This window comes from Streptomyces sp. NPDC048338 (genome assembly GCF_043201055.1).
Taxonomy (GTDB): domain Bacteria; phylum Actinomycetota; class Actinomycetes; order Streptomycetales; family Streptomycetaceae; genus Streptomyces.
The window spans coordinates 264,529-289,258 of record NZ_JBICYQ010000011.1; the positions used below are offsets into that span (position 1 = coordinate 264,529).

Consider the following 24,730-nt stretch of genomic DNA (forward strand, 5'->3'; position numbering starts at 1 on the left):
TCCGGGCGCTTTCCTATGCTCCCGCCCCATGGAGCTGATCCAGCAAGAACCCGACATCGCTGCGTACCTGACGGAGTGCGAGGCGGTGGACCATCGGCATCCGCGCGTGCGCGCCGTCGCGGACGAGCTGTCATCCCGGCATGTCGATGCATACTCATACGCGAAGGCCGCCTATGAGTTCGTACGTGACGCCATTCCCCATTCGATGGACTCCGGCGACCCGTGCGTGACCTGGCGCGCCTCCGACGTGATCGGGGCCCGCACCGGGATCTGCTACGCCAAGTCGATCGCGTACGTCGCGCTCCTGCGGGCCCGCGGCATCCCGGCCGCCCTCTGCTACCAGCGGCTCGCCGACGACGACGGCTCGAACCCGGTCGTCCACGGCCTGGCCGCGGTCCGGCTGCCGGGGGCCGCGCGGTGGGTGCGCCAGGACGTCCGGGGCAACAAGCCCGGCGTCGACGCGCACTTCTCGCCCGGCGAGGAGCGACTGGCCTGGGTCGTACGACCGGAGTGCAATGAAATGGACTACCCGGTGCTCTATGCTGAACCTCATCCGGTCGTCCTGAGCGCCCTGCGCGCCGCGTCCGACCGGTCCCACCTCGCACGCACGCTCCCCACGGAGCTGTGACCGGAACCGAACGGCGGACCATGACCCTCACGCTCACCGTGTCCGACGAGGTACGCGGCCTCGTCCCCGGCTTCACCCATCTCGCCGTCGAGGCGCGCGGACTGGTCAACGGGCCGAGCGACGAGGTGAGTTCGGCCCTGCTCGATGAGGCGGGCCGCCGCCTGGCCGAGCGTCTCGACGGCCGGTCCCCGGACCGTGACCCGCACGTCGCCGCCTGGCGCGCCGCCTACACGGCCTTCGGTGCGAAGCCCTCCCGTACCCGCAACTCCGCGGAGGCGCTGGCCAGGCGTGCCCTCGCGGACGGCGGACTGCCGCGGATCAACCGTCTCGTCGACGCGTACAACGCGGTCAGCGTCGCGCACCTGATCCCCGTCGGAGGCGAGGACCTAGACCGTATCCAGGGCGCCATGCGGCTCGTCGTGGCCACCGGGGACGAAGCGTTCGCGACGACGGCCGGCGGGGTGGAGACCGTCGAGCATCCGGAGACCGGCGAGGTCGTCTGGTGCGACGAGGCCGGCGTCACCTGCCGCCGCTGGAACTGGCGCCAGGGGCCCCGCACCCGGATCGACGACTCCACCGTGAACGCGCTCTTCCTGCTGGAGGCGCTGGAGCCGATGACGACCGCGGAGCTGGTGGCCGCGGGCGCCGAACTGGCCGCATCGCTGGAACGCCTGAGCCCCGGGGCGCACATCACCGTCGGCGCCCCGGAGTGACGTTTCAGCGGACCGGGCCGGTCAGCCCGCTTCCTTGACCTGCGCCGGCGTCGGAGCCGTGCCCCCGAGGTGCGCCGGGACCCACCAGGTGTCGCCGGCGTCCTTGGGACGCACGGGGTAGGCGCGCTGCGCCGCCTCCAGGAGCTCCTGGACGCGCTCGCGCAGCCGCCGGGTGATGGCGCCCGCGTACTGGTCCGACGGCGCCGCGATCGGCTCGCCGACCCGGATGGTGACCGGGATGTGCTGGCGCTTGAAGTTCCGCGGTCGGCCCTTCGTCCAGATCCGCTGCGTGCCCCACAGCGCCATCGGGATCAGCGGGACCCCGGCCTCCTGGGCGAGCCGTGCCGCACCCGACTTGAAGCTCTTCAGCGTGAACGACTGGGAGATCGTGGCCTCGGGGAAGACGCCGATGACCTCGCCCGACCGCAGGGACTCGAGCGCGTGCTGGTACGCGTGCTCGCCCTGTGCGCGGTCGACCGGGATGTGCTTCATGCCGCGCATGAGGGGGCCCGACACCTTGTGCCGGAACACCGCGTCCTTGGCCATGAAGCGCACGAGGCGCTTCTGCGGCAGCGCGGCCAGACCCGTGAAGATGAAGTCCAGGTAGCTGATGTGGTTGCTGACGAGTACCGCCCCACCCGAGCGCGGGATGTTCTCCGAACCCTGAGTGTCGATCTTCAGGTCGAGCGCCTTGAACATGGTCAGAGCGGCGCCGATGACCGGCCGATAGACGAGTTCTGCCATCGGAGAGGAACCCCTTCTTCAGTGCCTGGGGATGGTTCTCCCGGCGGAAGTTACGCAGCCGTAGGTTTTTGGCTTTGGGCAGATCGTGCCCCATGTGGGCCGTGCTGACCAGTCCTGACGCCTTCGTACGGGGAGATTCTCGTCACCCTGCGCACACGTGGCGGGAATCGAACGGAGCCGTGGGACGCTGCATGCGGAGAGCGGGGACGGCAGGGAGGCGGACACGTGAACGAATCGGGCGAGGGTTCCGGCACCCTCGGGCGGGGCGCCGGCGGACGGGACGCGGGCACGCTCGGCGCCGACCGGCTCGGCGCGGAGCTGGGGGAGCGCGCCACGCTGGTGCAGTTCTCCACCGCGTTCTGCCAGCCCTGCCGGGCCACCCGCCGCACCCTGTCGGAGGTGGCGGGGATGATCGACGGGGTCGGCCACGTGGAGATCGACGCCGAGGAGCGGCTGGACCTGGTCCGCGCGCTCGGGATCGAGCGGACCCCCACGGTGCTCGTCCTGGACCGGACCGGCCGGATCGTCCGCCGGGCCGCCGGGCAGCCCCGCAAGGCGGACGTCATCGCCGCGCTGGGCCGGGCCGTCTGACGCGGTGACACATCTCCCACATCGCGGTACGCACTTGACTGCACCCGGCAACGATCGTCAGTCTGGCGGGGTGCCCCACGAACTCCTTCTCTACGGCCGGGCCCACGTGGACCTGGCCCGCAACGCGAGCGCGCGCTGTCCGGGTGTCTGAGAACCCACGGACCCCTCTCACGACGCCCTCGCAGAAGGACAATTCCATGACGGTTTCGCCCGAGCTCCGCACCATAGGCGCCCCTCGGCAGGCTTCTCCCGATCTCCTCCGCTCCGTCTTCCGCCGGCACGCCGCCGGTGTCGCGGTCGTCACCGCCTACGGCGACCGCCCCGTCGGCTTCACCGCGACCTCCCTCAACTCCGTCGCCGCGGAGCCGCCGCTGATCTCCTTCGGCGTGGGCACCTCCTCCTCCAGCTGGCCCGTGGTGGCCGAGGCCGAGCACATCGGCGTCCACATACTCGGCGAGCACCAGCGGGAGCTGGCCGCCACCTTCGCCCGGAGCGGCGCCGACCGCTTCGGCGACCCGACGCGCTGGAGCGTGGGACCCGAGGGCGTCCCCGTCCTCGACGGCGTGCTGGCCTGGCTCGTGTGCCGGGTGGTCGCACGCGTGCCCGCCGGGGACCACCGGATCGTGATCGCCCAGGCCGTCGCCGGCGACCCCGACGGGACCGGCCGCCCGCTGCTCTACCACCAGGGCCGCTTCAACGCGCTGCGCGACTGAGAGTTCCGCCCCTCGGGCGTTGGCAAGGTCACACGCCTGAGCGCTTGCTTACTGGTAACGGACTGGGTGTACTGACGAGTAATATTTCGGTCGGGGGCTACGCACGCCCCGACCGGAAACCCGCCCTTCAGGCGCCTATGCTGCGAGCAACAAGGCAGCCCAGTAATGACCGATGCAGTAGGAGAGCCGGCGTGAGCTTGAGGATCGTTGTCTGTGTGAAGTACGTGCCCGACGCCACCGGCGACCGGCACTTCGCCGATGACCTGACCGTCGACCGCGACGACGTCGACGGCCTGCTGTCGGAGCTGGACGAGTACGCGGTCGAGCAGGCGCTCCAGATCGCCGAAGAGGCCGACGACGCCGAGGTCACCGTTCTGACGGTCGGCCCCGAGGACGCCAAGGACGCTCTGCGCAAGGCGCTCTCCATGGGCGCCGACAAGGCCGTCCACGTCGAGGACGACGATCTGCACGGCACCGACGTCATGGGCACCTCGCTCGTGCTCGCCAAGGCCATCGAGAAGACCGGCTACGACGTCGTCATCGCCGGTATGGCCTCCACCGACGGCACGATGGGCGTCCTGCCGGCGATCCTCGCCGAGCGTCTGGGCGTCCCGCAGGTCACGCTGCTCTCCGAGGTCAAGATCGAGGACGGCGTCGTGAAGGGCCGCCGCGACGGCGACACCGCCTCCGAGCAGCTGGAGGCCGCGCTTCCCGCGGTCGTGTCCGTGACCGACCAGTCGGGCGAGGCGCGCTACCCGTCCTTCAAGGGCATCATGGCCGCCAAGAAGAAGCCGGTGGAGTCCCTGGAGCTCTCCGACCTCGACATCGAGGCCGAGGAAGTGGGTCTGGAGGGCGCCTGGACCGCGGTCGACTCGGCGACGGAGCGTCCCGCCCGCACGGCCGGCACGATCGTCAAGGACGAGGGCGAGGGCGGCAAGCAGCTGGCCGAGTTCCTCGCGAGCCAGAAGTTCATCTAGGGCTCGCGCGAGCCGTTCAGTCCGCCCCCTTTTCGTTCGCAGGAGATTGAATCCCCATGGCTGAGATTCTCGTCTACGTCGACCACGTCGACGGAGCCGTCCGCAAGCCCACCCTGGAGCTGCTGACCCTCGCCCGCCGTCTCGGCGAGCCCGTCGCCGTCGCGCTGGGCGCCGGCGCCGAGGCCACCGCTCCGGCGCTTGCCGAGCACGGCGCGGTGAAGGTCCTGACCGCCGACGCCCCCGAGTTCGCCGAGTACCTCGTGGTGCCGAAGGTGGACGCGCTCCAGGCCGCGTACGAGGCCGTCTCCCCGGCCGCCGTGCTCGTCCCGTCCTCCGCGGAGGGCAAGGAGGTCGCGGCCCGCCTCGCGGTCCGCATCGGCTCCGGCATCATCACGGACGCCGTGGACCTGGAGGCCGGTGACGAGGGCCCGGTCGCGACGCAGTCCGCGTTCGCCGCCTCCTTCACCACCAAGTCCCGCGTGTCCAAGGGCACGCCGGTCATCACGGTCAAGCCGAACTCCGCCCCGGTCGAGGCCGCCCCGGCCGCCGGCGCCGTCGAGGCCCTCGCCGTCACCTTCTCGGCGCAGGCCACCGGCACCAAGGTGACCGCCCGCACCCCGCGCGAGTCGACCGGCCGTCCGGAGCTGACCGAGGCCGCGATCGTGGTCTCCGGCGGCCGCGGCGTCAACGGTGCCGAGAACTTCTCGGTCATCGAGGCGCTCGCCGACTCCCTCGGTGCCGCCGTCGGCGCCTCCCGCGCCGCCGTCGACGCCGGCTGGTACCCGCACTCCAACCAGGTCGGCCAGACCGGCAAGTCGGTCTCGCCGCAGCTGTACATCGCGTCCGGCATCTCCGGTGCGATCCAGCACCGCGCGGGTATGCAGACCTCGAAGACCATCGTGGCCATCAACAAGGACGCCGAGGCCCCGATCTTCGACCTCGTCGACTACGGCGTGGTCGGCGACCTCTTCGACGTCGTCCCGCAGCTGACCGAAGAGGTCAAGACCCGCAAGGGCTGACCTGCGGATCTGTCGGGCCCGGGGGCCGCACGGTGAACTCTCACCGTGCGGCCCCCGGCCGTTTCGGACAACCATTGACGCAGGTCCCGCCGGACTTATAACTTCGCTATACGGATTGTTGATTCCGTGAAGCGGAAAGTGGGAGGAGCTGGGAATGGGTCAGCAGGGTCGGCAGGAGAAGGTCGCCACGAGTCTCGCCGGAGCGGTCAGCGAGGGCATCAGCGCCTCGCTCGCGTCCGTGGACGCCGAACTGGACCGCCGCTACCCGGGAGACCCCGGCACCCGCCAGCCCGTCCACACCGTCTACGTGCCCGGCGACGTCTTCGACGCCGGCACCCTCCGCTCCTGGGGCGACCAGGCCCTCGCCGCTCTCGACGAGCACGCCCCGGACGCGGAGTCCTTCGCCGCCGTCCTCGGCCTCTCCGACGACCTCGCCGTCGACGTCCACGCCCGGGTGCGGGCCAAGCTGGAGAGCGAGCCGATCGAGGACCTCCGGGTCGACTTCGAGGACGGCTACGGCGGGAAGGACGCGGACGCCGAGGACCGCGACGCCGCCCGCGCCGCCCGCCTGATCGCGGAGGCCTACCGTGACGGCACCGCGGCCCCGTACATGGGCATCCGCATGAAGTGCATGGAGGCCGCCGTCCGCGACCGCGGCATCCGCACCACCGACATCTTCCTCACCGGCCTGATGGAGAACGGCGGCCTGCCCGGCGGCCTCGTCCTGACCCTCCCCAAGGTCACCTACCCGGAGCAGGTCACCGCCTTCGTACGGCTCCTGGAGGCGTTCGAGAAGGCCCACGGCCTGGACGCCGGCCGCCTCGGCTTCGAGATCCAGATCGAGACCAGCCAGTCCATCCTCGCCGCCGACGGCACCGCCGCCGTCGCCCGCATGATCGGCGCCGCCGAGGGCCGCGCGACCGGACTGCACTACGGCACCTTCGACTACAGCGCCTGCCTCGGCGTCTCCGCCGCCTACCAGGCCAGCGACCACCCCGCCGCCGACCACGCCAAGGCGATCATGCAGGTCGCCGCCGCCGGCACCGGTGTACGGGTCTCCGACGGCTCCACCAACGTGCTGCCGGTCGGCTCCACCGCCCACGTGCACGAGGCATGGCGCCTCCACTACGGCCTCACCCGCCGCGCCCTCGCCCGCGCCTACTACCAGGGCTGGGACATGCACCCCGGCCACATCCCCACCCGCTACGCCGCGGTCTTCGCCTTCTACCGCGAGGGCTTCGAGGCCGCCGCCAAGCGCCTGTCCGCCTACGCGAACCACGCCGCCGGGGACGTGATGGACGAGCCCGCCACCGCCAAGGCGCTCGGCTCCTACCTGCTGCGCGGCATCGACTGCGGAGCCCTCGACACCGCGGAGGTCGACGCCCTCACCGGCCTGACCCGCGCCGACCTGGACCGCTTCGCCGCCCCGCGCCGCGGAGACCTCACGGCCACGGCTCAGTAACGCGCGGGGAGTCGACCCCGGGTCGCCCCGACTGCCCCGTACTCCACACGCGTTCACGTGCGTCGCACGCACGCGCGACAGAGGGACGGGGCAGTGGTGTCATCGGGGGAGAACCAGCGGCTCGCGGGCCGCCACCGCATGGTGGGCGGACTCGGCCGCGGCGGCATGGGCGTCGTCCGGCGCCGTCGACGAGGTCCCCGGGGCCGCGAGGCCGCGGGCGAGGAGCGGAGCGCCCGTGCCGGCGCGTCCGCCGGGCCCGGCCTCGTCCCGTCGCGGGTCACGCCGGCGGCGGGACCTCGCCCGAGCCGCGCGCGATCAGCGTCGTCCGCAGCACCACCTGCGCCGGCGCCTCCTCCACGCCGTCCAGGCGGCGGAAGAGCCGTTCCGCGGCCGTACGGCCCAGCGCGGCGGCGTCCTGGGCGATCACGGTGATGCCGAGCAGGTCGGCCAGTTCGATGTCGTCGAACCCGACCAGGGCCACCGGGTGTTCGCGCCCGGCCAGCGTCCGTACCGCGGTGACCGTGACGCGGTTGTTCCCCGCGAAGAGCGCCGTGACCGGCTCCGGTCCCGAGAGCATCGCCGTCACCGCCGCGCGGACCCGCTCCGGGTCCGTCGGGCCGAGGGAGACCCAGGACTCGTCGACCTCGAGCCCCGCCTCCTCCATCGCGGACCGGTAGCCCCGCAGGCGCTCCGTCGCGGTGTGGATGCGGGGCTGGTCGCCGACGAAGCCGATACGGCGGTGGCCGTGGGCGATCAGATGGGCCACTCCGTCCCGCGAACCCCCGAAGCTGTCCGAGAGGACGGCGTCGGCGTCGATCCCGCCGGCCGGCCGGTCCACGAACACGGTCGCGACGCCCGCCTTCATCTCCGGCTCCAGATAGCGGTGGTCGCTGCCGGCGGGGATGACGATCAGTCCGTCGACCCGGCGGGCGCACAGGGCCAGCGCCAACTCCTGCTCGCGGTCCGGGTCCTCCGCGCTGGATCCGTTGATGAGCAGCGCCCCGTGGGCGCGGGCGACCTCCTCCACGGCGCGGCTGAGGGGGCCGTAGAACGGGTCGGCGAGATCCTCCAGGACGAGCCCGACCGAGGCGGTCCGCCCCTTGCGCAGGACGCGGGCGCTGTCGTTGCGGCGGAAGCCGAGCGCGTCGATCGCCTCCTGCACGCGGCGCTCCGTGTCGGGGGTGACCCCCGGCTCGCCGTTGACGACCCGGGACACCGTCTTCAGACCGACGCCGGCCCGGGCGGCGACATCCTTCATCGTGGGCCGATTGCCGTAACGGTGCTCGGAGCGGCGGGCGATGTCGGCCACAGTGCGCAGATCCTCTGTCTCGTCGGGACGGTCTCGTCGGGCGCCGTCGTGATGTTGTCGAGCATAGGCCCTGGACAACGTTGTCAGAGGACGAGAGACTGTAGGTCACACCGATCAACGGCCTTCGCCTGCCCTTCTGGAGACACCGCGCCCATGCATACCGACCTCACCGCCGGCCTCGTCGTCGCGCTGGACATCGGCGGCACCAAGATCGCCGGCGCCCTGGTGGACGGCGGCGGTGCGATCCGGGTCCGGGCGCAGCGGCCGACTCCCGCGCGGGAGGACGGCGAGACGGTGATGCGAGCGGTCGAGGCCGTGATCGCGGAGCTCGCGGTCTCGCCGCTCTGGGACGCGGCGGGTGCGGTGGGCATCGGCAGCGCGGGCCCGGTCGACGCCTCCGCGGGCACCGTCAGCCCGGTCAACGTGCCGGGCTGGCGCGGGTTTCCGCTGGTCGAGCGGGTGCGCCGGGCGACCGGGGGCAGGCCCGTCACGCTGGTCGGCGACGGTGTCGCGATGACCGCGGCCGAGCACTGGCAGGGAGCGGCCCGGGGCCACGACAACGCGCTGTGCCTGGTGGTGTCGACCGGCGTGGGTGGCGGACTGGTCCTCGGCGGCCGGGTGCACGCGGGCCCCACCGGCAACGCGGGCCACATCGGGCACATCAGCGTGGATCTGGACGGCGACCCGTGTCCGTGCGGCGGCCGGGGCTGTGTGGAGCGGATCGCGAGCGGGCCCCACATCGCCCGGCGTGCCGTGGAGAACGGCTGGCTGCCCGGGGCGGACGGCGACACCTCGGCCGCCGCGGTGGCCGCGTCGGCACGGGCCGGGGACCCGGTGGCCGTGGCCTCCTTCGAGCGGGCGGCGCAGGCGCTGGCGGCGGGGATCGCCGCGACGGCGACGCTCGTCGAGATCGACATCGCGGTGATCGGCGGGGGAGTGGCGGGCGCGGGTGAGGTCCTCTTCGCCCCGTTGCGGCGCAGTCTGCGCGACTACGCCACTCTCTCGTTCGTCCGCACGCTGGAGGTCGCCCCGGCCCTGACGGGCACGGACGCGGGTCTCCTGGGCGCGGCCGCGGCGGTGTCGCCGCGGCACCGCGAGGGGGCCGGGGTCTGGGGCTGACGAGCGCCGCCCGGGCGTGGGTTCGGCCGCCGCGTGGGCCCCGTGCCGACTCCCCGTCAGGGAACTCCGGCGTGGATCCGGGTCCGGCCGCTCCGCCCGGCGCGTCACCCTCTCGCCGCGACCGCCGTCCGCTGCTGCACGACCACCAGGAACGCGTCGGACTCCAGGTCCATCACGACCTCCGCCGGGAGCCCCTCGCTCCGGCGGGCGCTGGCGAACTCCTCCGCCGGCCAGCTGCCCCGCGGACCTCCCGCGGGAAACCTCTCCAATACCGTACGGCTCATCTCCGCACCCCCTTGCCTCGCCGGTCCAACGACAGTCCGTGCCGAAGTGTTACGCACCCGGCCGCACGGGCGTTCGCGCAGTGAGGTGACTCACACGCCCGGCGGCCCGCCGCAGGGCCCGTCTACCCCCGTCGCACCGGCCGGAACGCTCCGGTTCAGCCGGGGGGTTTCCGTGGCAGGGTGTTGCGGGCAAGCCACTGTGGGCTACCGAAGAGGGGGAATCGTGATCGTCTGGATCAACGGTGCGTTCGGCGCGGGGAAGTCCGGCACCGCGCGCGAGCTGGTCGATCTGATCCCGAACAGCACGCTGTACGACCCCGAACTCACCGGCGGCGCGATGAGCTCGCTCCTGCCGAAGAAGCGGCTCGCCGAGGTCGGCGACTTCCAGGACCTGCCGATATGGCGCCGCCTCGTCGTCGACACCGCCGCCGCGCTGCTCGCCGAGCTCGGCGGCGTTCTCGTCGTCCCCATGACCCTGCTCCGGCAGGAGTACCGCGACGAGATCTTCGGCGGCCTCGCCGCCCGGCGCATCGAGGTGCGGCATGTCCTGCTCGCACCGGATGAAACGATCCTGCGCCAGCGGATCCTGCGGCGGACGCCCGACGGCTCACCGCCCGAGGAGATCGACGGGGTGCGCCAGTGGTCCCACGACCGCATCGAGCCCTACCGCGCCGCCCGGGACGGCTGGCTGGGCGAGGACGCCTACGTCGTCGACAACTCCGCGCTCACGCCCGAGGAGACCGCCCGGGTCGTCGCCGACGCCGTCCGGGCGGGTGCCGCGGCTCCCTGTGGGATCGTCCAGACCCCCGAGCCGACCGGCGAGACGCTGGCGGCCGGCGTCCTGCTCTTCGACGAGCACGACCGCTTCCTGCTCGTCGACCCCACCTACAAGCCGGGCTGGGAGTTTCCCGGTGGAGTCGTCGAGCGCGGCGAGCCGCCCGCCCGCGCCGGCATGCGTGAGGTCGCCGAGGAGATAGGGCTGGAACTCGACGCCGTACCACGCCTGTTGCTCGTCGACTGGGAACGGCCCCAGCCGCCCGGATACGGCGGCCTGCGCCTGCTCTTCGACGGGGGCCGCCTCCCCGCCGCCGAGGCCGGACGCCTCCTGCTGCCCGGTGCCGAACTGCGCGGCTGGCGCTTCGTCACCGAGGAGGAGGCGGCCGACCTGCTGCCGCCGGTCCGCTACCGCCGGCTCCGCTGGGCCCTGCGTGCCCGGGAGCGCGGCACCGTCCTCAACCTGGAGGCGGGTGTCCCGGTCGGCTGACCACGGCCCCGCTCCCGCGCGCCGGCCGGCGGGCCGCCCCCGGGCCCCGCTCCGGGGACGGCCCGCCGGTCATACGGGCGGGGCGCCCCGCGGCCCAGGTCCAGGCCCGGGAGGACCGCCCGGACTGGATCTAGCCCGCCGCCGCCAACTGCGCCGCCGCGTCCTCGGTCACCGGGTCTCCGTGGCCGCAGCAGATGACCGACGGCTTCAGTGCGGACAGCCGTCGCATCGAGGCCATGGCCCGCTCGCGGTCCACATGGAACACCCCGAAGGTCACGCCCTGCACGGAGGCCACCGTGTCGCCGGTGAACAGCACGTCGTGGCGGGGGAGATGGATCGCGATCGAGCCGTCCGTGTGGCCCGGGGCGTGCACGACCACGGCTCCGCCGCCGAAGTCCAGGACGTCGCCGTCCTCCAGCTCCCGGTCGACGCGGGTCGGAGGCGCCTCGGGGACGGTGAGGCCGTGCGCGTGGAGGGGGATCTCCCAGTCCAGGAGCGTCGGTTCGGGGACCGGCGCCTCGCCGCGGATCACGGGGGCGTCGAGGCGGTGGGCGAGGATCTCCGCCCCGAGACGGTCCGCGAGTTCGCCGGCCGAGCCGACGTGGTCGCGGTGGCCGTGGGTGAGGACGATCCGGCGCAGGCGGGCGGGGTCGAGGCCGGCCCCGCGGAGTGCCGCCTCGATCTCGGGCGCCGCGCCCGTCCAGCCGGCGTCGATCAGGGTCAGCTTCTCCTCGTCCTGCCACAGATAGGCCTGGCCGATGGAGAAGCGGAGCATGTGCAGGCGCGGGGTGATGCCGAGGAAGTCCATGCGGCGAACGTAGGCAGGCCCCCACGTCCGCCGCACGGAAGTACGCTCTCGGCGAGCTCCGCCGAGCGCTTAACCCTGCTTCGAGCGGGCGTAGTTCACCAGGAAGTGCGCCTCCGCCACCGACAGCCGCTCCAGCTCCTCCGGCGAGACCGACTCGTTCACCGCGTGGATCTGCGCCTCCGGCTCGCTCAGGCCGATGAGCAGGATCTCCGCCTCCGGGTAGAGCGTCGCGAGCGTGTTGCACAGCGGGATCGAGCCGCCCATGCCCGCGCTCTGCATCTCCTCGCCCGGGTAGGCGATCCGCATGGCCTCCGCCATCGAGGTGTACGCCGGGCTGGCCACGTCCGCACGGAACGCCTGGCCCTGGCCGACCTGCTCGAAGGAGACCCGCGCGTTCCACGGCGTGTGCTTCTCGATGTGCGCGTACAGCAGCTTCGTCGCCTCGCCGGCGTCCTGGCCGGGCGGCACCCGCAGGCTGATCTGCGCGCGGGCCGTCGACGGGATGGACGGGGTCGCGCCGGCCACCGGGTGGCAGTCGATGCCGATGACGGTGACGGCGGGCCGGGCCCAGATGCGGTCGGCGACCGTGCCGTCGCCCGGCAGCCCGACCCCCTCCAGGACCTTGGCGTCCTTGCGGAAGTCCTCCTCCGGGTACTGCAGTCCGTCCCACACCGCGTCCGCCGGCAGCCCGTCGATGACGGTCGAGCCGTCCGCCGCCCGCAGCGAGTCCAGGACCCGGATCAGCGCGGCCAGCGCGTCGGGCGCGGCGCCGCCGAACTGACCGGAGTGCAGGTTGCCCTCCAGGGTGTCGATCCGGACGCGGATCATCGTCATACCGCGCAGGGTCGCCGTCACGGTCGGCAGGCCCACGCGGAAGTTGCCGGTGTCACCGATGACGATGGCGTCGGAGGTCAGCAGCTCGGGGTGCGCCTCGGCGTAGCGCTCCAGGCCGCCGGTGCCCTGCTCCTCGGAGCCCTCCACGATCACCTTGACCGTGACGGGCACCCCGCCGTTCGCCTTGAGCGCGCGCAGCGCCAGCAGGTGCATGATGAAGCCGCCCTTGCAGTCGGCGGCGCCGCGCCCGTACCAGCGGCCGTCGCGCTCCGTGAGCCGGAAGGGCGGGGTGATCCACGCCGACTCGTCCAGCTTCGGCTGCACGTCGTAGTGCGCGTAGAGGAGGACGGTCGGGGCGCCGGCCGGGCCGGGCAGTACGCCGTACACCGACTGCGAGCCGTCGGGGGTGTCGAGCAGCGCGACGTCCTGGAAGTCCTCGGCGCGCAGGGCGTCGGCCACCCAGTTCGCCGCCGCCTCGCACTCGCTCCGCGGGGCCACGGCCTCGTCCGCGACCGACTCGAACGCCACCAGCTCCGCGAGCTCCGCCTGGGCGCGGGGCATGAGGTCGGCGATGGTCTCGGCGATCGGATTCGCGGTCATGGGCACGCTCCTGGTGGGTGCGACGTTAAGAGGGACGTAGCCGTATGAGTGTTGTACGGCGAACGCACGACCGATCCTACGGCGCGGGTCGCCGAAGATCGCGCCGTAGGATGCGGGGGAGAGCAGGGACGACCGGCCGGATCAGGAGCAGAAGCACATCGTGAGCAGCGAGAACGCAGACGCCGAAGAGGTACGCGCGGAGGCGGCGGAGATCGGGGCCGGGGCAGCGGCCCCGGAGGAGCCGGCCGCCGTCTGGGACGTGGTCGTGGTGGGGGCGGGGCCCGCGGGCGCGTCGGCGGCGTACGCGGCGGCGGTCGCCGGCCGTCGGGTGCTGCTCCTGGAGAAGGCCGAACTGCCGCGCTACAAGACCTGTGGCGGCGGCATCATCGGGCCGTCGCGCGACGCGCTGCCGCCCGGCTTCGAACTGCCGCTCCAGGACCGGGTGCACGCCGTCACCTTCTCCCTGAACGGCCGGTTCGCCCGGACCCGGCGCTCCCGCCGGATGCTGTTCGGGCTCATCAACCGGCCGGAGTTCGACGCCGGTCTGGTCGAGCAGGCGCAGAAGGCGGGCGCGGAGCTGCGCACCGGTGTCACGGTGTCGCGGGTGGAGCAGCACGGCCCGTCCGTGCCGGACCGGCGGACCGTCGCCGTCGTCCTGGCCGACGGCGAGACGGTGCTCGCCCGGGCGGTCGTCGGCGCGGACGGCAGCGCCGGCCGCATAGGGGCGCACGTCGGGGTCAAGCTCGACCAGGTGGACCTCGGCCTGGAGGTGGAGATCCCGGTGCCGCCGTCGGTGGCGGAGGACTGGAAGGGCCGGGTCCTGATCGACTGGGGCCCGATGCCCGGAAGTTACGGTTGGGTGTTCCCCAAGGGCGACACGCTCACGGTGGGCGTCATCTCGGCGCGGGGCGAGGGCGCGGCCACCAAGCGGTACCTGGAGGACTTCGTCGCCCGGCTCGGGCTCGCGGGCTTCGAGCCGTCGATCTCGTCCGGCCATCTGACCCGCTGCCGGAGCGACGACTCGCCGCTCTCGCGCGGGCGCGTGCTGGTCTGCGGCGACGCGGCGGGCCTGCTGGAGCCCTGGACCCGGGAGGGCATCTCGTTCGCACTGCGGTCGGGTCGTCTCGCGGGCGAGTGGGCGGTGCGGATCGCCGAGGCGACCGACGCCGTGGACGCCCGCCGGCAGGCGCTGAACTACGCCTTCGCGATCAAGGCCGGCCTCGGTGTCGAGATGGCGGTGGGCCGGCGGATGCTGGCCCTGTTCGAGCGCAGCCCGGGCCTGCTGCACGCGACCCTCACCGGTCTGCGGCCCGCGTGGAACGCCTTCGCGGACATCACCCGGGGTGTCACCTCGCTGGGCGGACTGGTGCGGTCGAACGGGATGGCGCGACGGGCCCTCGACGTGCTGGACCGCCGGATGGCGGCCACGGGCGGCACCGCGCCCCGCGGGGTCACCCCCCGCGCCCGGGCCGGTACGGACGAGGATTCCGCGGCCGTACGGGGCGACCGTGCGGCCGACCCGGCGTCCACGGGCACCGACGCCGCGCGGGACACCGCGCCGGAGTCACCGGAAGACCTCTGAGCGATGCGTTCCGTCCCGTCGGTCCCGCGTACCCCTCCGGGGGGCGCGGCGGCCGACGGGCGGCTCGCGTGCCCGCTCACGACGTCGTCGAGATGCGGAAGACCGGGTGGTCGGGGGCGGCGGCCAGGATCTCCTCGTCGGTCGACTTGGCGGTCACGCCCTGGAAGTACTGGTTGACCTCCCATCCCCAGCGCTCCAGGTAGGTGCGGAGCACCAGGAGCTTCTCCGCGTCCGGCAGTTCGACCGCCGTGAAGGTGCGGACCTTGCGGCCGATCCGCAGTTCACCGCCGCCCGCGGCGCGCATGTTGCGCACCCACTGGGAGTGACCGCGCGCCGAGACCAGGTACTGCTCGCCCCCGTGCTTGTGCGGGTTGACGGGGATGCGCTGCATCCGGCCGCTCTTGCGGCCCTTCACGGACAGCTCGGCCGAGCCGAGGAGGCTGACGCCGTGCCGGGCGAGCCAGCCGATGACGCTGTTGAGGCGGATGGCGAGCGGGCTGCCCTGGAGGTAGTACGGCTGCGACGACATCGGGACTCCTCGGAAGTGAACTGTCGAGCACCGCTCTGTTTTGTGAGCACTGCTCTCGCTTGAGAACAGTCTGCCTCTTCGGCGCCGCCTGCGCAAGAGCACTGCTCTTGTTTTAGTGCGGTGCTCCGAAACGTGGCACACTGCTCCCATGACCAGCGTCCAGGGAGCCCGCGCCCGCGCCCGCATCGAGATCACCGCCGCCATCAAGGACGAGGCCCGCGCCCAGCTCGCGGCCGAGGGCGCCGCCAGGCTCTCGCTGCGCGCCGTCGCCCGGGAGCTCGGCATGGTGTCCTCGGCGCTCTACCGGTACTTCCCCAGCCGTGACGACCTCCTCACGGCGCTCATCGTCGACGCCTACGACTCCGTGGGCGCCGCCGCGGAACGGGCCTGTGCCGCCGACGGCCCGAGCGGCCACCTCGCCCGCTGGACCGCCGTCTGCCGGGCGGTCCGCGCCTGGGCCCTCGCCCGTCCCCACGAGTACGCCCTGATCTACGGCTCCCCGGTACCCGGCTACAGCGCGCCCCAGGACACCATCGGCCCGGCCTCGCGCGTCGGCCTCGTCCTGATCGGCCTCGCCCGCGACGCCCTCGCCGCGGACGCGATCACCCCGCCCCCGCTGACCGAGGAGCTGCGCCCGGAGGCGGAACGGCTGACCGCCGACGTCGCCCCCGACCTGCCGCCCGCCGTCGCGGTCGCCCTCGTCGCCGCCTGGTCGCAGCTCTTCGGTCTGATCTCCTTCGAGCTGTTCGGCCAGTTCAACCGGATCGTCGAGGAGCGCCAGGCGTTCTTCGACGAGGCGGCCGGCCGCCTCGGCCGCGCCATCGGCCTGGCGCCCGGCACGTGACGCACAGGGCGGGGGCGGGGGCGGGGGCGACCGAGGGGCGGGTGACCGAGGGGCGGGTGACCGACCCCACCCGGCCGGGCTGACCGAGCCGGCCGGGCTGACCGACCCGACCCGGACGGGACGGTCGCACCGTGCCGCCGTCCTCGCCCTGCCGCCCGCGACCTGCCGAGTGGGCGCGTCTCCGAGGGGCCCCCGGCCGTACGGTCTACTCCCGCGGGAGTAGGCGTGATCACCACGTCCGGGTGACGCCCGCGCCGCCGCCGCGCGTCTAGCGTGGCGGGCATGGACCCACAGCCGACACCCGGCCCTGACCGAGGCGCGCGCGGCGGTCCGCCCTGCGGCCCACACGGCCGGGGCGGACCGCCGCGCGCCTGGCGCTGGGCCGAGCGCGAGCCGGGCGGCGCCCTGCCCTGGCTCTCCACCGTCCTCCTCGCCGCCTTCGTCCTCATCGGCTCCGGCTTCGCGGCGCGGAACCAGCCCGACCGGGAGGCGCTCGACGCCCTCGGCCGCGTGCTGCTGCTGACCGGGTCCGCGCTCCTCCTGTGGCGTCACCGCCGTCCGGTGCCGGTGGTCTTCGGGGTCGCCGCGCTGACGCTGGCCTACTTCGCCGCCGGATACGCCTACGGACCGGTCTTCCTCACCGTCGCCGTCGCCTGCTACGCCGCGATCGTGCACGGCCACCGGCGCGCGGCCTGGTGGGCTCTCGGGCTGCTGTGGGCCGGCCATCTCCTGGTCTCCCACTGGCTCTACCGCCATCTCCCGCCGGCCGGTGACGGCCCCGGCCCGTGGGGTCAGGAGATCCCCGTCGCCGCCTTCGTCGTGGCCGTCCTCGCCGCCTCCGAACTGGTCCGGGTCCGCCGTGAGCAGTGGGCCCAGCAGCGCGCCGAACGCGCCGCCGCCGAAAGCCGCCGGGCCGACGAGGAGCGCCTGCGGATCGCCCGTGAACTGCACGACGTCCTCGCCCACTCGATCTCCGTCATCAACGTCCAGGCGGGCGTCGGTCTCGCCCTCCTCGACAGCGACCCCGAACAGGCCCGCACCGCCCTCACCACCATCAAGGCGGCCAGCAAGGAGGCGCTGGGAGAGGTACGTCAGGTCCTCGCCACCCTGCGCACCCCCGGGGACGCGCCCCGCGCCCCCGCGCCCGGCCTCGACCGGCTGCCCGAACTCGTCGCGCAGGCCGCGTCCACCGGGCTGACCGTGGAGACCGCGACCGAGGGGGACCCGGTGCCGCTGCCGCCCGGCACCGACCTCGCCGCCTTCCGCATCGTGCAGGAGGCGCTCACCAACGTGGTCCGGCACTCGGGTTCCCGTACCGCCAGGGTCGTGATCGGCCACACCCCCGGGACGCTGGAGCTGCGGATCGACGACGAGGGGCCCGCCACCGGTGGCGACGCGGGAGGGAGCGGCAACGGGCTCGCCGGAATGCGGGAGCGGGCCGCGGCCCTCGGTGGCACGATCGAGGCGGGCACCCGCCCGGACGGCGGCTTCCGGGTGCGTGCCGTCCTCCCCGTACGCCCTGAGGAGACCTCGTGATCAGCGTCCTGCTCGCCGACGACCAGTCGCTCGTACGGGCAGGGTTCCGCGCGCTGCTGGACGCCCAGCCGGACATCCGGGTGGCGGGTGAGGCCGCCGACGGCGGAGAGGCGGTGGCGCGGGCCCGCGAACTGCGCCCGGACGTGGTCCTGATGGACATCCGGATGCCGCTCCTCGACGGCCTGGCGGCCACCCGCCGGATCACCGGCGACCCGGAGCTCGCCGCCGTCAAGGTGGTCATGCTGACCACCTTCGAGCTCGACGAGTACGTCTTCGAGGCCATCCGCTCCGGCGCGTCCGGCTTCCTCGTCAAGGACACCGAACCCGAGGAGCTGCTGCGGGCCGTACGTGCGGTCGTCGACGGCGACGCGCTGCTGTCGCCCGGGGTCACCCGACGGCTGATCGAGGAGTTCGCCGCCCGGTCCAAGGAGCCCGCCGGGGCCGTCGGACTGGACGAACTGACCGAGCGCGAGCGGGAGGTGATGGCCCTCGTCGGCATCGGCCTGTCGAACGAGGAGATCGCCCGGCGCCTGGTCGTCAGCCCCCTGACCGCCAAGACCCACGTGAGCCGCACGATGGTGAAACTCGGAGCGCGGGACCGGGCCCAACTCGTCGTGCTGGCGTACGAGTCGGGGCTCGTCCGGCCCGGCTGGCTGGGCTGAGTCCCGTCCGGCCCACCCGGTGTCACCGCCGGGGACGGCCCGGGCCCCCGCCGTGGGAGGCGACGGCGCGGGGGAGGCGACGGCGGGGGACGCGACGGCGCGCGGGTCCCGGCGTCAGGACCCGGGGCGCCCGCGCCGCCCCCCCCGTCACCCGGGGTCAGTCGCGGACCGCGACCGGCTCCGGGGGCGTCTTCTCCTGGGCCGCCTTCCCCGGGCGGGCCTGCTCCGGGGCCGACTGCCCGGGCGCGGTCGGCGCCGGGGCGGAGCCCGCCACCACTCGCGAGTCCCGCACCCGGCGGGTGCGCAGCCCGGGCAGCGTGATCAGCAGGCCGGCCAGGGCGATGACCGTGACGACGGCCAGGCCGGGACGGAAGCCGTCGAGGACGGCCTGCGGGTCCCGCGCGGAGCCGGCCTCGCCGCCGTTCGCCGTGATGACGGCCGTGATCACGGCCAGGAACACGGCGCCGCCGACCTGGATGGAGGTGTTGAGCAGGCCGGAGACCATGCCCTGCTCGTGGTCCTCCACACCGTTCGTGGCCTGGATGTTGAGGGACGGGAACACCAGGGCGCAGGCGGAGCCGAGCAGCAGCATCGAGGGCAGGACGACGGCCGCGTACTGCGGGGTGAGCGAGATCCGCAGGAAGAGGGCGTAGGCGACGACGAGCAGGGTGAAGCCGGTCGCGATCACCCGGGGCGTACCGAAGCGGTCCACCACCGCGCCGATCTTCGTGGACGACAGGGCCACCAGGGCGCCCGCCGGCAGGAAGGCCAGTGCCGTCTGCAGGGCCGACCAGCCGAGCAGCGACTGCATGTACTGGGTCACGATGAACTGGAAGGCGACGTACGAGCCGAAGAAGGCGGCGGCGCCGAGCTGCGCCCGCACCTGCGAACCCGACCGCAGCACCCCGAGTCGCACGAGCGGTCCGGGACTGCGCCGCTCGATGGCGACGAAGGCCGCCAGCAGGACGCCGGTCGCCAGGAACGACAGCAGCGTGCGGGCGGACGCCCAGCCCGCCTCGGGTGCCTGGACGACGGTGAAGACCAGCAGCAGCATCGCGGCCGTGCCCGTGACGGCGCCGGGCAGGTCGTAGCCGCCGTGGCCGCGCTCGCGGGCACTGTGCGGGATCAGGCGGACGGCGAAGGCGAGGGCGACCAGGGCGATCGGCGCGGGCAGCAGCATCGTCCAGCGCCAGCTGAGCTCGGTGAGCAGGCCGGAGAGGACGAGGCCCATCGAGAAGCCGGTCGCGGCGCAGGTGGTGTAGATGGACAGGGCGCGGTTGCGCTGCGGGCCCTCCTTGAACGTCGTCGTGATGATCGACAGGCCGGCGGGCGCGGTGAACGCGGCGCTCAGGCCCTTGATGAAGCGGCTGGCGATCAGGAGGGGGCCGGAGTCGACGAGTCCGCCGAGCAGTGAGGCGAGGGCGAAGACGGCCAGCGCGATCAGGAAGACCCGGCGGCGGCCGAGCAGGTCGGCGGCGCGGCCGCCGAGGAGCAGCAGGCCGCCGTATCCCAGGATGTAGCCGCTGACGATCCACTGCAGCGTGGCGGTGGACAGGCCGAGATCGGTGGCGATCGACGGGAGGGCGACGCCGACCATGGAGACGTCGAGGGCGTCGAGGAACATCGCGGCGCAGAACACCAGCAGGGTGCCCCAGAGGCGGGGGCTCCAACGTTCCTGCGGCGGGGAGGCGGTGAGCGGAGTGGTCATGAGCAGCACGGTACATGCGCGTGCATTGAATGCAAACGCATTTAATTCCGATGCAACAAAAGGCGTCTTCTCTGCTAACGTGCGGTCATGGGAGCGAACAAGTCCGAGCGCGCACTCGTACAGGAGTGGCGGGACGTCCTCGCGTTGCACGCACGGACCACGTGCGAACTCGACCGGGCCCTGCACCCGCACGGACTCGGCGCCAGCGACTTCGAGGTCCTCGACGTGCTCGCCGAGCGCGCCTCGGCGGACGGCGACCTGGCCTGCCGCGTCCAGGAACTGGCCGGGCGCGTCCACCTCAGCCAGAGCGCCCTGTCCCGGCTCATCGCCCGCCTGGAGAAGGACGGGCTCGTCGTCCGCGCCATGTGCCCGGAGGACCGCCGCGGCGTGCGGGTCCAGCTGACGGACGCGGGCCGGGAGCGGCACGCGGAGGTGCTGCCCGTCCAGCGCGAGGTCCTGACCCGGATGCTGGAGGAGACCGGCTGAGGTTCGGGGTCCGGCCGGCCGGGTCCTGTCCGGGCGGTCTTCCCGGGCCCGCGACGACGGCCGTTCCGGCGCCGCCGCCTCCACGCCCTACGACCAGGTGACGGCGGACTTCTCCCGCCACAGCCGTACGAGCGAGGCGTCGCCGGTCACCGACACGGCCGACGCGGGCAGCCGGTTCCAGAGCATCAGCAGCAGCCGGTCGGCCGGGCCGCTGAGTTCGCAGTCCGCCACGCCCTCCCCGGTCCGCTCGGTCCGCGGCGCCTCCGTCGACAGCAGTGACGTCCACACGTCACCGGTGTCCGTGGCCCGTACGCGCAGGGTCCGCGGCTCGGTCGTACGCACCCGGCTGCGGGCGCGGCCGTGGAAGGCGCGCAGCAGCTCGTCGATCCCGTCCACGGCAGGCAGCGGGTCGACCGCACCGGGGAGCCCGGCCGGCAGGGCGGACTCGGCGTCCGCCCGGTGGATCGTCGTCTCGTGGGCCTGCCTGCGGGCCCAGAACGCGAGCGGCGAGGGCGCGGGCAGGAAGGTCCAGCACTCCAGGTCGGCCGGAGCCGCCCGAAGGGCGGCGACGAGCAGCGCGTGGCCCTCGCGGTAGTGCGCGAGCAGCTCCTCGCCGTCCAGCGCGGGCTCGCCGCCGTCGGGGTGGTACGCGGTGCGGCCCTCGGCCACGAACGCCGTGGCCCAGCGGTGCACCATCGACGTGTGCCGCAGCAGGTCCCGCACCCGCCAACCGGGGCAGGTGCGCACCTCGGCGTCGGGCCCGGCCTCCGCCGCCACGTCGGCCAGCAGGCGGCCCGCGGCCTCCAGGGCGTCGATGTGCTCGGCCGGCTGCATGATCTCCGCGCTGTCCATGAGCCGTCATTCTGCCGGCGCCCGGACGGGCGCGGGGAGGTCCGCGTGCCGGCCGGGGAGGCCCCTTCGCGTCCGGAGCCGGCTTCTTCGTGTCCGGAGCCGGCCCGGGGGCTCGCTCCGCCGCTGTGCGGCGGACCCTGCCCCGCGGCGGAGAGGCGAGGTCAATCCGCCTCGGGAGCCCGGGTGTTGCGGGCCGCGTACCCGATCACGGCGGCGCCGGCCGCCAGTGCGGCCACGGTGGTCAGGGCCACGGGGAGCGAGAACCAGTCCGCGAGGAAGCCGATGGACGGCGGGCCGAGCAGCATGCCGCCGTAGCCGAGCGTGGAGGCGGCGGCCACCCCGCTCGGACCGGCGAGCGCGCCCGCGCGCGCCACGGCGACCGGGAAGATGTTGGCGAGGCCGAGGCCGGTCACCGCGAAGCCGAGCAGGGCGACCCAGACGTTCGGGGCGAGTGCGGCCGGCAGCATGCCGGCGGCGGCCGTCGTCCCGCCCGCGACCAGGGTGCGGGTCTGGCCGAGGCGCTCCAGCAGCGCCGTGCCCGAGAGCCGGCCGGCCGTCATCGTCAGGGCGAAGAGCGCGTAGCCGGCGGCGGCCACGCCCGGGTGCGCGTGGAGGTCCTGCTCCAGGTGGAGTGCGCCCCAGTCGGCCAGCGCGCCCTCGCCGTACGCCGTGCACAGCGCGATCACGCCGAAGACGACGACCGCGCCGCGGGCGCCGGTCCTGCCGGTTCCGTCCCGGGGCCGGTCGGCGGCGGGGACCGTCTCCGGGAGGGCGGGGGACGGCTCCCGGAGCAGTACGGGACCGGCGGCGGCCGTCAGGAGCAGACCGAGGACGGTCAGGCCGAGCAGGTGGGTCGCGGGGGAGAGGCTGCCGGCGACGAGCCCGCCGAGTCCGGCGCCGAGCATGCCGCCGAGGCTGAACGCCGCGTGGAAGCTGGGCATCACCGGCCGGCGCAGCGCCGCGACGAGGTCGACGGCGGCGCTGTTCATCGCGACGTTGATGCCGCCGTACGCCGACCCGAACACCAGCAGGACGAGCCCCAGGGAGAGCGGTGAACGGGTGAGGGCGGGCAGGGCGATCGAGAGGGAGAGCAGGACGGCGGTCGCGACGGTGACGGCGTGGCTGCCGTAGCGCCGGCAGAGCCGTCCGGTGAGCGTCATCGTCACCACGGCGCCGGCCGAGACGCCCAGCAGTGCGAGCCCGAGGTCGCCCGCGGAGGAACCGGTCTGCTGCTTGATGGCGGGGATCCGGACCACCCAGCCGGCGAACAGGAAGCCGTCGAGGGCGAAGAACAGGGTCAGGGCGGAGCGGAGGCGGGACAGGGAGGGAGAGGCGGTGTCTCCGCCGAGGCCCCCCGGTGCGGCCGTCCGTACTTTGTTTAGTAGCGGCACAAACTCAGGATAGGGGTGTACGGGTCCGGAATTCAACCGAGGAGGCGAGGGGGCGGGATGCGGAGGCCGTCCGGCGCTGCGTCGCGTTTCCGCCACCGCCCCGGCCGGCCCGGACCCGGCGGGATCGAGGGGCCGCCCGATCATGGGAGACTCGCCCCCATGAACGGCAAGGCGACGACGACGCGGACACGTCTGGACAGGGGGCGCAGCGCGCTCGGACCCGCGCTGGAACTGGTGCACACCGGCCGGGCGCCCACCCGTGCCGTGCTCACCGCCGAGCTCGGGGTCACCCGGGCCACCGCCGGCGCCGTCGCCGCCGAGCTGGAGGCGCTCGGCCTCATCCGCGTCGACTCCAACCCCGGCGCCGCCGCCGGGTCGCAGGGCCGCCCCTCGCACCGGCTCGCCGTGGACGAGAAGGGCCCCGTCGTCCTTGCCGCGCAGGTCCACGCCGACGGCTTCCGGGCCGCGCTCGTCGGCCTCGGCGGCACCCTCGTCGCCACTGCGCCGGGCTGCGTCACCGTCTCCGCCGACCCTGCGCAGGTCCTCGGCGCGGTCGTGGACGCCGGCGCCGAACTCCTGGCGGCGAGCGGCCGCCGCTGTGTCGGCGCCGGGCTGGCGGCGCCCTCCGCCGTCGCCGAACCGGAGGGCACGGCGCTCAACCCCCTCCACCTCGCCTGGCCCGCCGGCGCCCCGGTCCGGCAGATCTTCGCCGAACGCGTCCGCGCCGCCGGCATCGAAGGGCCGTCCTTCACGGGCAACGACGTCAACCTCGCCGCCCTCGCCGAACACCGCCACGGCGCGGGCCGGGGCGCGAAGGACCTCCTGTGCGTCGCGACCGGTCACCGCGGCGTCGGCGGCGCACTCGTGCTCGACGGGCGTCTGCACACGGGAAGTTCGGGCCTCGCTCTGGAGGTCGGCCACCTCACCGTCAACCCCGAGGGCCGTCCCTGCCACTGCGGCAGCCGCGGATGCCTCGACGTCGAGACCGACCCGCTGGCCTTCCTGACGGTCGCGGGGCGCGCCCCGGGCCCGGAGGTCTCCCTGCTCCAGCAGGCCCGCGACCTGCTTCGGACGAGTCCCCACGACCCCGGGGTCCGGGCGGCCACCGAGGAGCTGATCGACCGTCTGGGCCTGGGCCTGGCAGGTCTGGTGAACATCCTCAACCCGGACCGCATCATCCTCGGCGGCCTGCACCGCGAACTCCTCGACGCCGACCCCAGCCGCCTGCGCGCGGTGGTCGCCGACCGCAGCCTGTGGGGCCGCAGCGGCGGCGTACCGATCCTGCCCTGCACCCTCGACCACAACAGCCTGGTCGGTGCGGCGGAGTTGGCCTGGCAGCCCGTCCTGGACGACCCGCTGGCGGCCCTGGGACGACCTCGGTCCTGACCCTCGGGGGCCGGACGGGGCGTGCTGGAGCCGGTGGAGGCCGTCCTCACCCCGAACCCGTCCGGGGAACGTGTCTCCGACGAACCGTTCGTCCAGGCGCCCGCGCTCCCCACGCCCTGAGCGGATGTGATCCACATCTCTCCATTCGCGGGCCGGGAGATGTCACAGGACGTGCCCCCGAGGCGTCCTGTGTACGAGTGGATGACCCGGCCTCATGCCGGGCCATCAGGGCCAACGGAGGAGACCACCGTGAACAGACAGCCGTCGACCGCCCCCCGCACCGCCGCGTTCCTCAGGGCCGCGGTCGGCCTGCAGACCCTGACCCTCTTCTTCCAGGCGTCCACCGCCGGAGCGCTCCTGACCTCCTCCCACGGCTACCTCCTCCACGACATCGGCTCGCGGGTCATGTACGCCGCCTGCATGCTGTACGTCCTCGCCGCCGTGCTGGCGTGGCGCCTCGGCGGTGGTTCCCCCCGCCCCGTCCTGTACTCCACGGGCTTCCTCCTGCTCGCCTCGGCGCAAGTGGCACTCGGCGTCGCCCACGTGCCCGGGCTCCATGTCCCCCTGGGCGTGGTGATGTTCGCCCTCAGCACCGTGGCCCTGGTCCAGGCGCTGTTCCCGCGCATGCTGCTGCACCCCGCCCCCAGGTCGAGCTGACGACCGGCGAGCGAGCCGCCGGTCGGCCGCGC

The 24,730-nt window shown here is 73.7% G+C and carries 25 protein-coding genes; 16 read left to right on the forward strand and 9 right to left on the reverse strand.

The features are described from left to right. Positions 1 to 28: 28 nt before the first annotated feature. Entirely contained in the window at positions 29 to 628 is a 600-nt protein-coding gene (locus ACGFZF_RS25750; RefSeq protein WP_393557734.1) for a transglutaminase family protein, read from the forward strand. A gap of 20 nt (positions 629 to 648) precedes the next feature. Continuing rightward, positions 649 to 1,341: a B3/4 domain-containing protein gene (locus ACGFZF_RS25755; protein ID WP_393557879.1), complete on the forward strand. Its 693-nt coding sequence runs from the start codon at positions 649 to 651 to the stop codon at positions 1,339 to 1,341. A 21-nt stretch (positions 1,342 to 1,362) separates the two neighbouring features. Here ACGFZF_RS25755 and ACGFZF_RS25760 read toward each other — a convergent pair whose 3' ends face one another. Further along, positions 1,363 to 2,085 carry a lysophospholipid acyltransferase family protein gene (locus ACGFZF_RS25760; protein ID WP_393557736.1) on the reverse strand — a complete coding sequence of 241 codons (723 nt, stop codon included), beginning with the start codon at positions 2,083 to 2,085 and terminating at the stop codon, positions 1,363 to 1,365. A gap of 318 nt (positions 2,086 to 2,403) precedes the next feature. Between ACGFZF_RS25760 and ACGFZF_RS25765 the strand changes: the two genes are divergently transcribed. The 5 genes from ACGFZF_RS25765 to ACGFZF_RS25785 all read left to right on the forward strand — a co-directional run bounded on the left by ACGFZF_RS25765 (position 2,404) and on the right by ACGFZF_RS25785 (position 6,847). Then, positions 2,404 to 2,676: a TlpA family protein disulfide reductase gene (locus ACGFZF_RS25765; protein ID WP_393557881.1), complete on the forward strand. Its 273-nt coding sequence runs from the start codon at positions 2,404 to 2,406 to the stop codon at positions 2,674 to 2,676. Positions 2,677 to 2,873: 197 nt separating this feature from the next. Beyond that, a complete protein-coding gene (locus ACGFZF_RS25770) occupies positions 2,874 to 3,389 on the forward strand; it encodes a flavin reductase family protein (RefSeq protein ID WP_393557738.1) in 516 nt (171 codons plus the stop codon). 191 nt (positions 3,390 to 3,580) lie between these two features. Beyond that, positions 3,581 to 4,366: an electron transfer flavoprotein subunit beta/FixA family protein gene (locus ACGFZF_RS25775; protein WP_393557739.1), complete on the forward strand. Its 786-nt coding sequence runs from the start codon at positions 3,581 to 3,583 to the stop codon at positions 4,364 to 4,366. Between the two features lie 56 nt (positions 4,367 to 4,422). After that, positions 4,423 to 5,385, forward strand: a complete 963-nt coding sequence (locus tag ACGFZF_RS25780) for an electron transfer flavoprotein subunit alpha/FixB family protein (RefSeq protein ID WP_393557741.1) — start codon at positions 4,423 to 4,425, stop codon at positions 5,383 to 5,385. A gap of 154 nt (positions 5,386 to 5,539) precedes the next feature. After that, a complete protein-coding gene (locus ACGFZF_RS25785; protein ID WP_393557743.1) occupies positions 5,540 to 6,847 on the forward strand; it encodes a DUF6986 family protein in 1,308 nt (435 codons plus the stop codon). Between the two features lie 277 nt (positions 6,848 to 7,124). Here the strand turns inward: ACGFZF_RS25785 and ACGFZF_RS25790 are convergent, their stop codons facing one another. After that, positions 7,125 to 8,105 carry a LacI family DNA-binding transcriptional regulator gene (locus tag ACGFZF_RS25790; protein ID WP_386543353.1) on the reverse strand — a complete coding sequence of 327 codons (981 nt, stop codon included), beginning with the start codon at positions 8,103 to 8,105 and terminating at the stop codon, positions 7,125 to 7,127. A 204-nt stretch (positions 8,106 to 8,309) separates the two neighbouring features. On the opposite strand from ACGFZF_RS25790, the gene ACGFZF_RS25795 reads away from it, so the two are divergent. Next, positions 8,310 to 9,275 carry an ROK family protein gene (locus ACGFZF_RS25795; RefSeq protein WP_393557745.1) on the forward strand — a complete coding sequence of 322 codons (966 nt, stop codon included), beginning with the start codon at positions 8,310 to 8,312 and terminating at the stop codon, positions 9,273 to 9,275. A 104-nt stretch (positions 9,276 to 9,379) separates the two neighbouring features. On the opposite strand, the gene ACGFZF_RS25800 is transcribed toward ACGFZF_RS25795, so the two are convergent. Next, positions 9,380 to 9,559 (reverse strand): hypothetical protein, encoded by a 180-nt coding sequence (locus tag ACGFZF_RS25800; RefSeq protein ID WP_393557747.1) that lies wholly within the window; start codon positions 9,557 to 9,559, stop codon positions 9,380 to 9,382. A 223-nt stretch (positions 9,560 to 9,782) separates the two neighbouring features. Between ACGFZF_RS25800 and ACGFZF_RS25805 the strand changes: the two genes are divergently transcribed. Beyond that, positions 9,783 to 10,823 carry an NUDIX domain-containing protein gene (locus tag ACGFZF_RS25805; RefSeq protein WP_393557749.1) on the forward strand — a complete coding sequence of 347 codons (1,041 nt, stop codon included), beginning with the start codon at positions 9,783 to 9,785 and terminating at the stop codon, positions 10,821 to 10,823. 130 nt (positions 10,824 to 10,953) lie between these two features. On the opposite strand, the gene ACGFZF_RS25810 is transcribed toward ACGFZF_RS25805, so the two are convergent. Beyond that, on the reverse strand, positions 10,954 to 11,631 hold the full coding sequence (locus ACGFZF_RS25810; RefSeq protein ID WP_393557751.1) for an MBL fold metallo-hydrolase: 678 nt from the start codon (positions 11,629 to 11,631) through the stop codon (positions 10,954 to 10,956). Positions 11,632 to 11,700: 69 nt separating this feature from the next. Then, positions 11,701 to 13,065: a dipeptidase gene (locus tag ACGFZF_RS25815; RefSeq protein WP_147975718.1), complete on the reverse strand. Its 1,365-nt coding sequence runs from the start codon at positions 13,063 to 13,065 to the stop codon at positions 11,701 to 11,703. A gap of 160 nt (positions 13,066 to 13,225) precedes the next feature. Here ACGFZF_RS25815 and ACGFZF_RS25820 point away from each other — a divergent pair, with 160 nt between their 5' ends. Continuing rightward, positions 13,226 to 14,647 carry a geranylgeranyl reductase family protein gene (locus tag ACGFZF_RS25820; RefSeq protein ID WP_393557753.1) on the forward strand — a complete coding sequence of 474 codons (1,422 nt, stop codon included), beginning with the start codon at positions 13,226 to 13,228 and terminating at the stop codon, positions 14,645 to 14,647. A 76-nt stretch (positions 14,648 to 14,723) separates the two neighbouring features. Here ACGFZF_RS25820 and ACGFZF_RS25825 read toward each other — a convergent pair whose 3' ends face one another. Next, positions 14,724 to 15,176, reverse strand: a complete 453-nt coding sequence (locus ACGFZF_RS25825; RefSeq protein WP_393557755.1) for a nitroreductase family deazaflavin-dependent oxidoreductase — start codon at positions 15,174 to 15,176, stop codon at positions 14,724 to 14,726. 148 nt (positions 15,177 to 15,324) lie between these two features. Between ACGFZF_RS25825 and ACGFZF_RS25830 the strand changes: the two genes are divergently transcribed. The 3 genes from ACGFZF_RS25830 to ACGFZF_RS25840 all read left to right on the forward strand — a co-directional run bounded on the left by ACGFZF_RS25830 (position 15,325) and on the right by ACGFZF_RS25840 (position 18,218). After that, positions 15,325 to 16,020 (forward strand): TetR/AcrR family transcriptional regulator, encoded by a 696-nt coding sequence (locus tag ACGFZF_RS25830; RefSeq protein WP_393557757.1) that lies wholly within the window; start codon positions 15,325 to 15,327, stop codon positions 16,018 to 16,020. A 273-nt stretch (positions 16,021 to 16,293) separates the two neighbouring features. After that, the gene (locus ACGFZF_RS25835) at positions 16,294 to 17,556 is read left to right on the forward strand and encodes a sensor histidine kinase (RefSeq protein ID WP_393557759.1); all 1,263 of its coding nucleotides are present in this window, start codon (positions 16,294 to 16,296) and stop codon (positions 17,554 to 17,556) included. Continuing rightward, the gene (locus tag ACGFZF_RS25840) at positions 17,553 to 18,218 is read left to right on the forward strand and encodes a response regulator (protein ID WP_393557761.1); all 666 of its coding nucleotides are present in this window, start codon (positions 17,553 to 17,555) and stop codon (positions 18,216 to 18,218) included. The genes ACGFZF_RS25835 and ACGFZF_RS25840 overlap by 4 nt, the downstream gene beginning before the upstream one ends. Before the next feature lie 157 nt (positions 18,219 to 18,375). Here the strand turns inward: ACGFZF_RS25840 and ACGFZF_RS25845 are convergent, their stop codons facing one another. Beyond that, positions 18,376 to 19,926 (reverse strand): MFS transporter, encoded by a 1,551-nt coding sequence (locus ACGFZF_RS25845; protein WP_393557763.1) that lies wholly within the window; start codon positions 19,924 to 19,926, stop codon positions 18,376 to 18,378. 87 nt (positions 19,927 to 20,013) lie between these two features. Between ACGFZF_RS25845 and ACGFZF_RS25850 the strand changes: the two genes are divergently transcribed. Next, positions 20,014 to 20,412 (forward strand): MarR family winged helix-turn-helix transcriptional regulator, encoded by a 399-nt coding sequence (locus ACGFZF_RS25850; RefSeq protein ID WP_393557765.1) that lies wholly within the window; start codon positions 20,014 to 20,016, stop codon positions 20,410 to 20,412. Positions 20,413 to 20,499: 87 nt separating this feature from the next. Here ACGFZF_RS25850 and ACGFZF_RS25855 read toward each other — a convergent pair whose 3' ends face one another. Beyond that, positions 20,500 to 21,246: a maleylpyruvate isomerase family mycothiol-dependent enzyme gene (locus ACGFZF_RS25855; RefSeq protein WP_393557884.1), complete on the reverse strand. Its 747-nt coding sequence runs from the start codon at positions 21,244 to 21,246 to the stop codon at positions 20,500 to 20,502. A gap of 179 nt (positions 21,247 to 21,425) precedes the next feature. After that, positions 21,426 to 22,655, reverse strand: a complete 1,230-nt coding sequence (locus ACGFZF_RS25860) for an MFS transporter (RefSeq protein ID WP_393557766.1) — start codon at positions 22,653 to 22,655, stop codon at positions 21,426 to 21,428. Between the two features lie 159 nt (positions 22,656 to 22,814). Here ACGFZF_RS25860 and ACGFZF_RS25865 point away from each other — a divergent pair, with 159 nt between their 5' ends. Continuing rightward, positions 22,815 to 24,041 (forward strand): ROK family protein, encoded by a 1,227-nt coding sequence (locus tag ACGFZF_RS25865; protein WP_393557767.1) that lies wholly within the window; start codon positions 22,815 to 22,817, stop codon positions 24,039 to 24,041. A 249-nt stretch (positions 24,042 to 24,290) separates the two neighbouring features. Next, positions 24,291 to 24,698, forward strand: coding sequence for a hypothetical protein (locus tag ACGFZF_RS25870; RefSeq protein ID WP_393557768.1), 408 nt, complete (start codon positions 24,291 to 24,293; stop codon positions 24,696 to 24,698). Positions 24,699 to 24,730 lie beyond the last annotated feature (32 nt).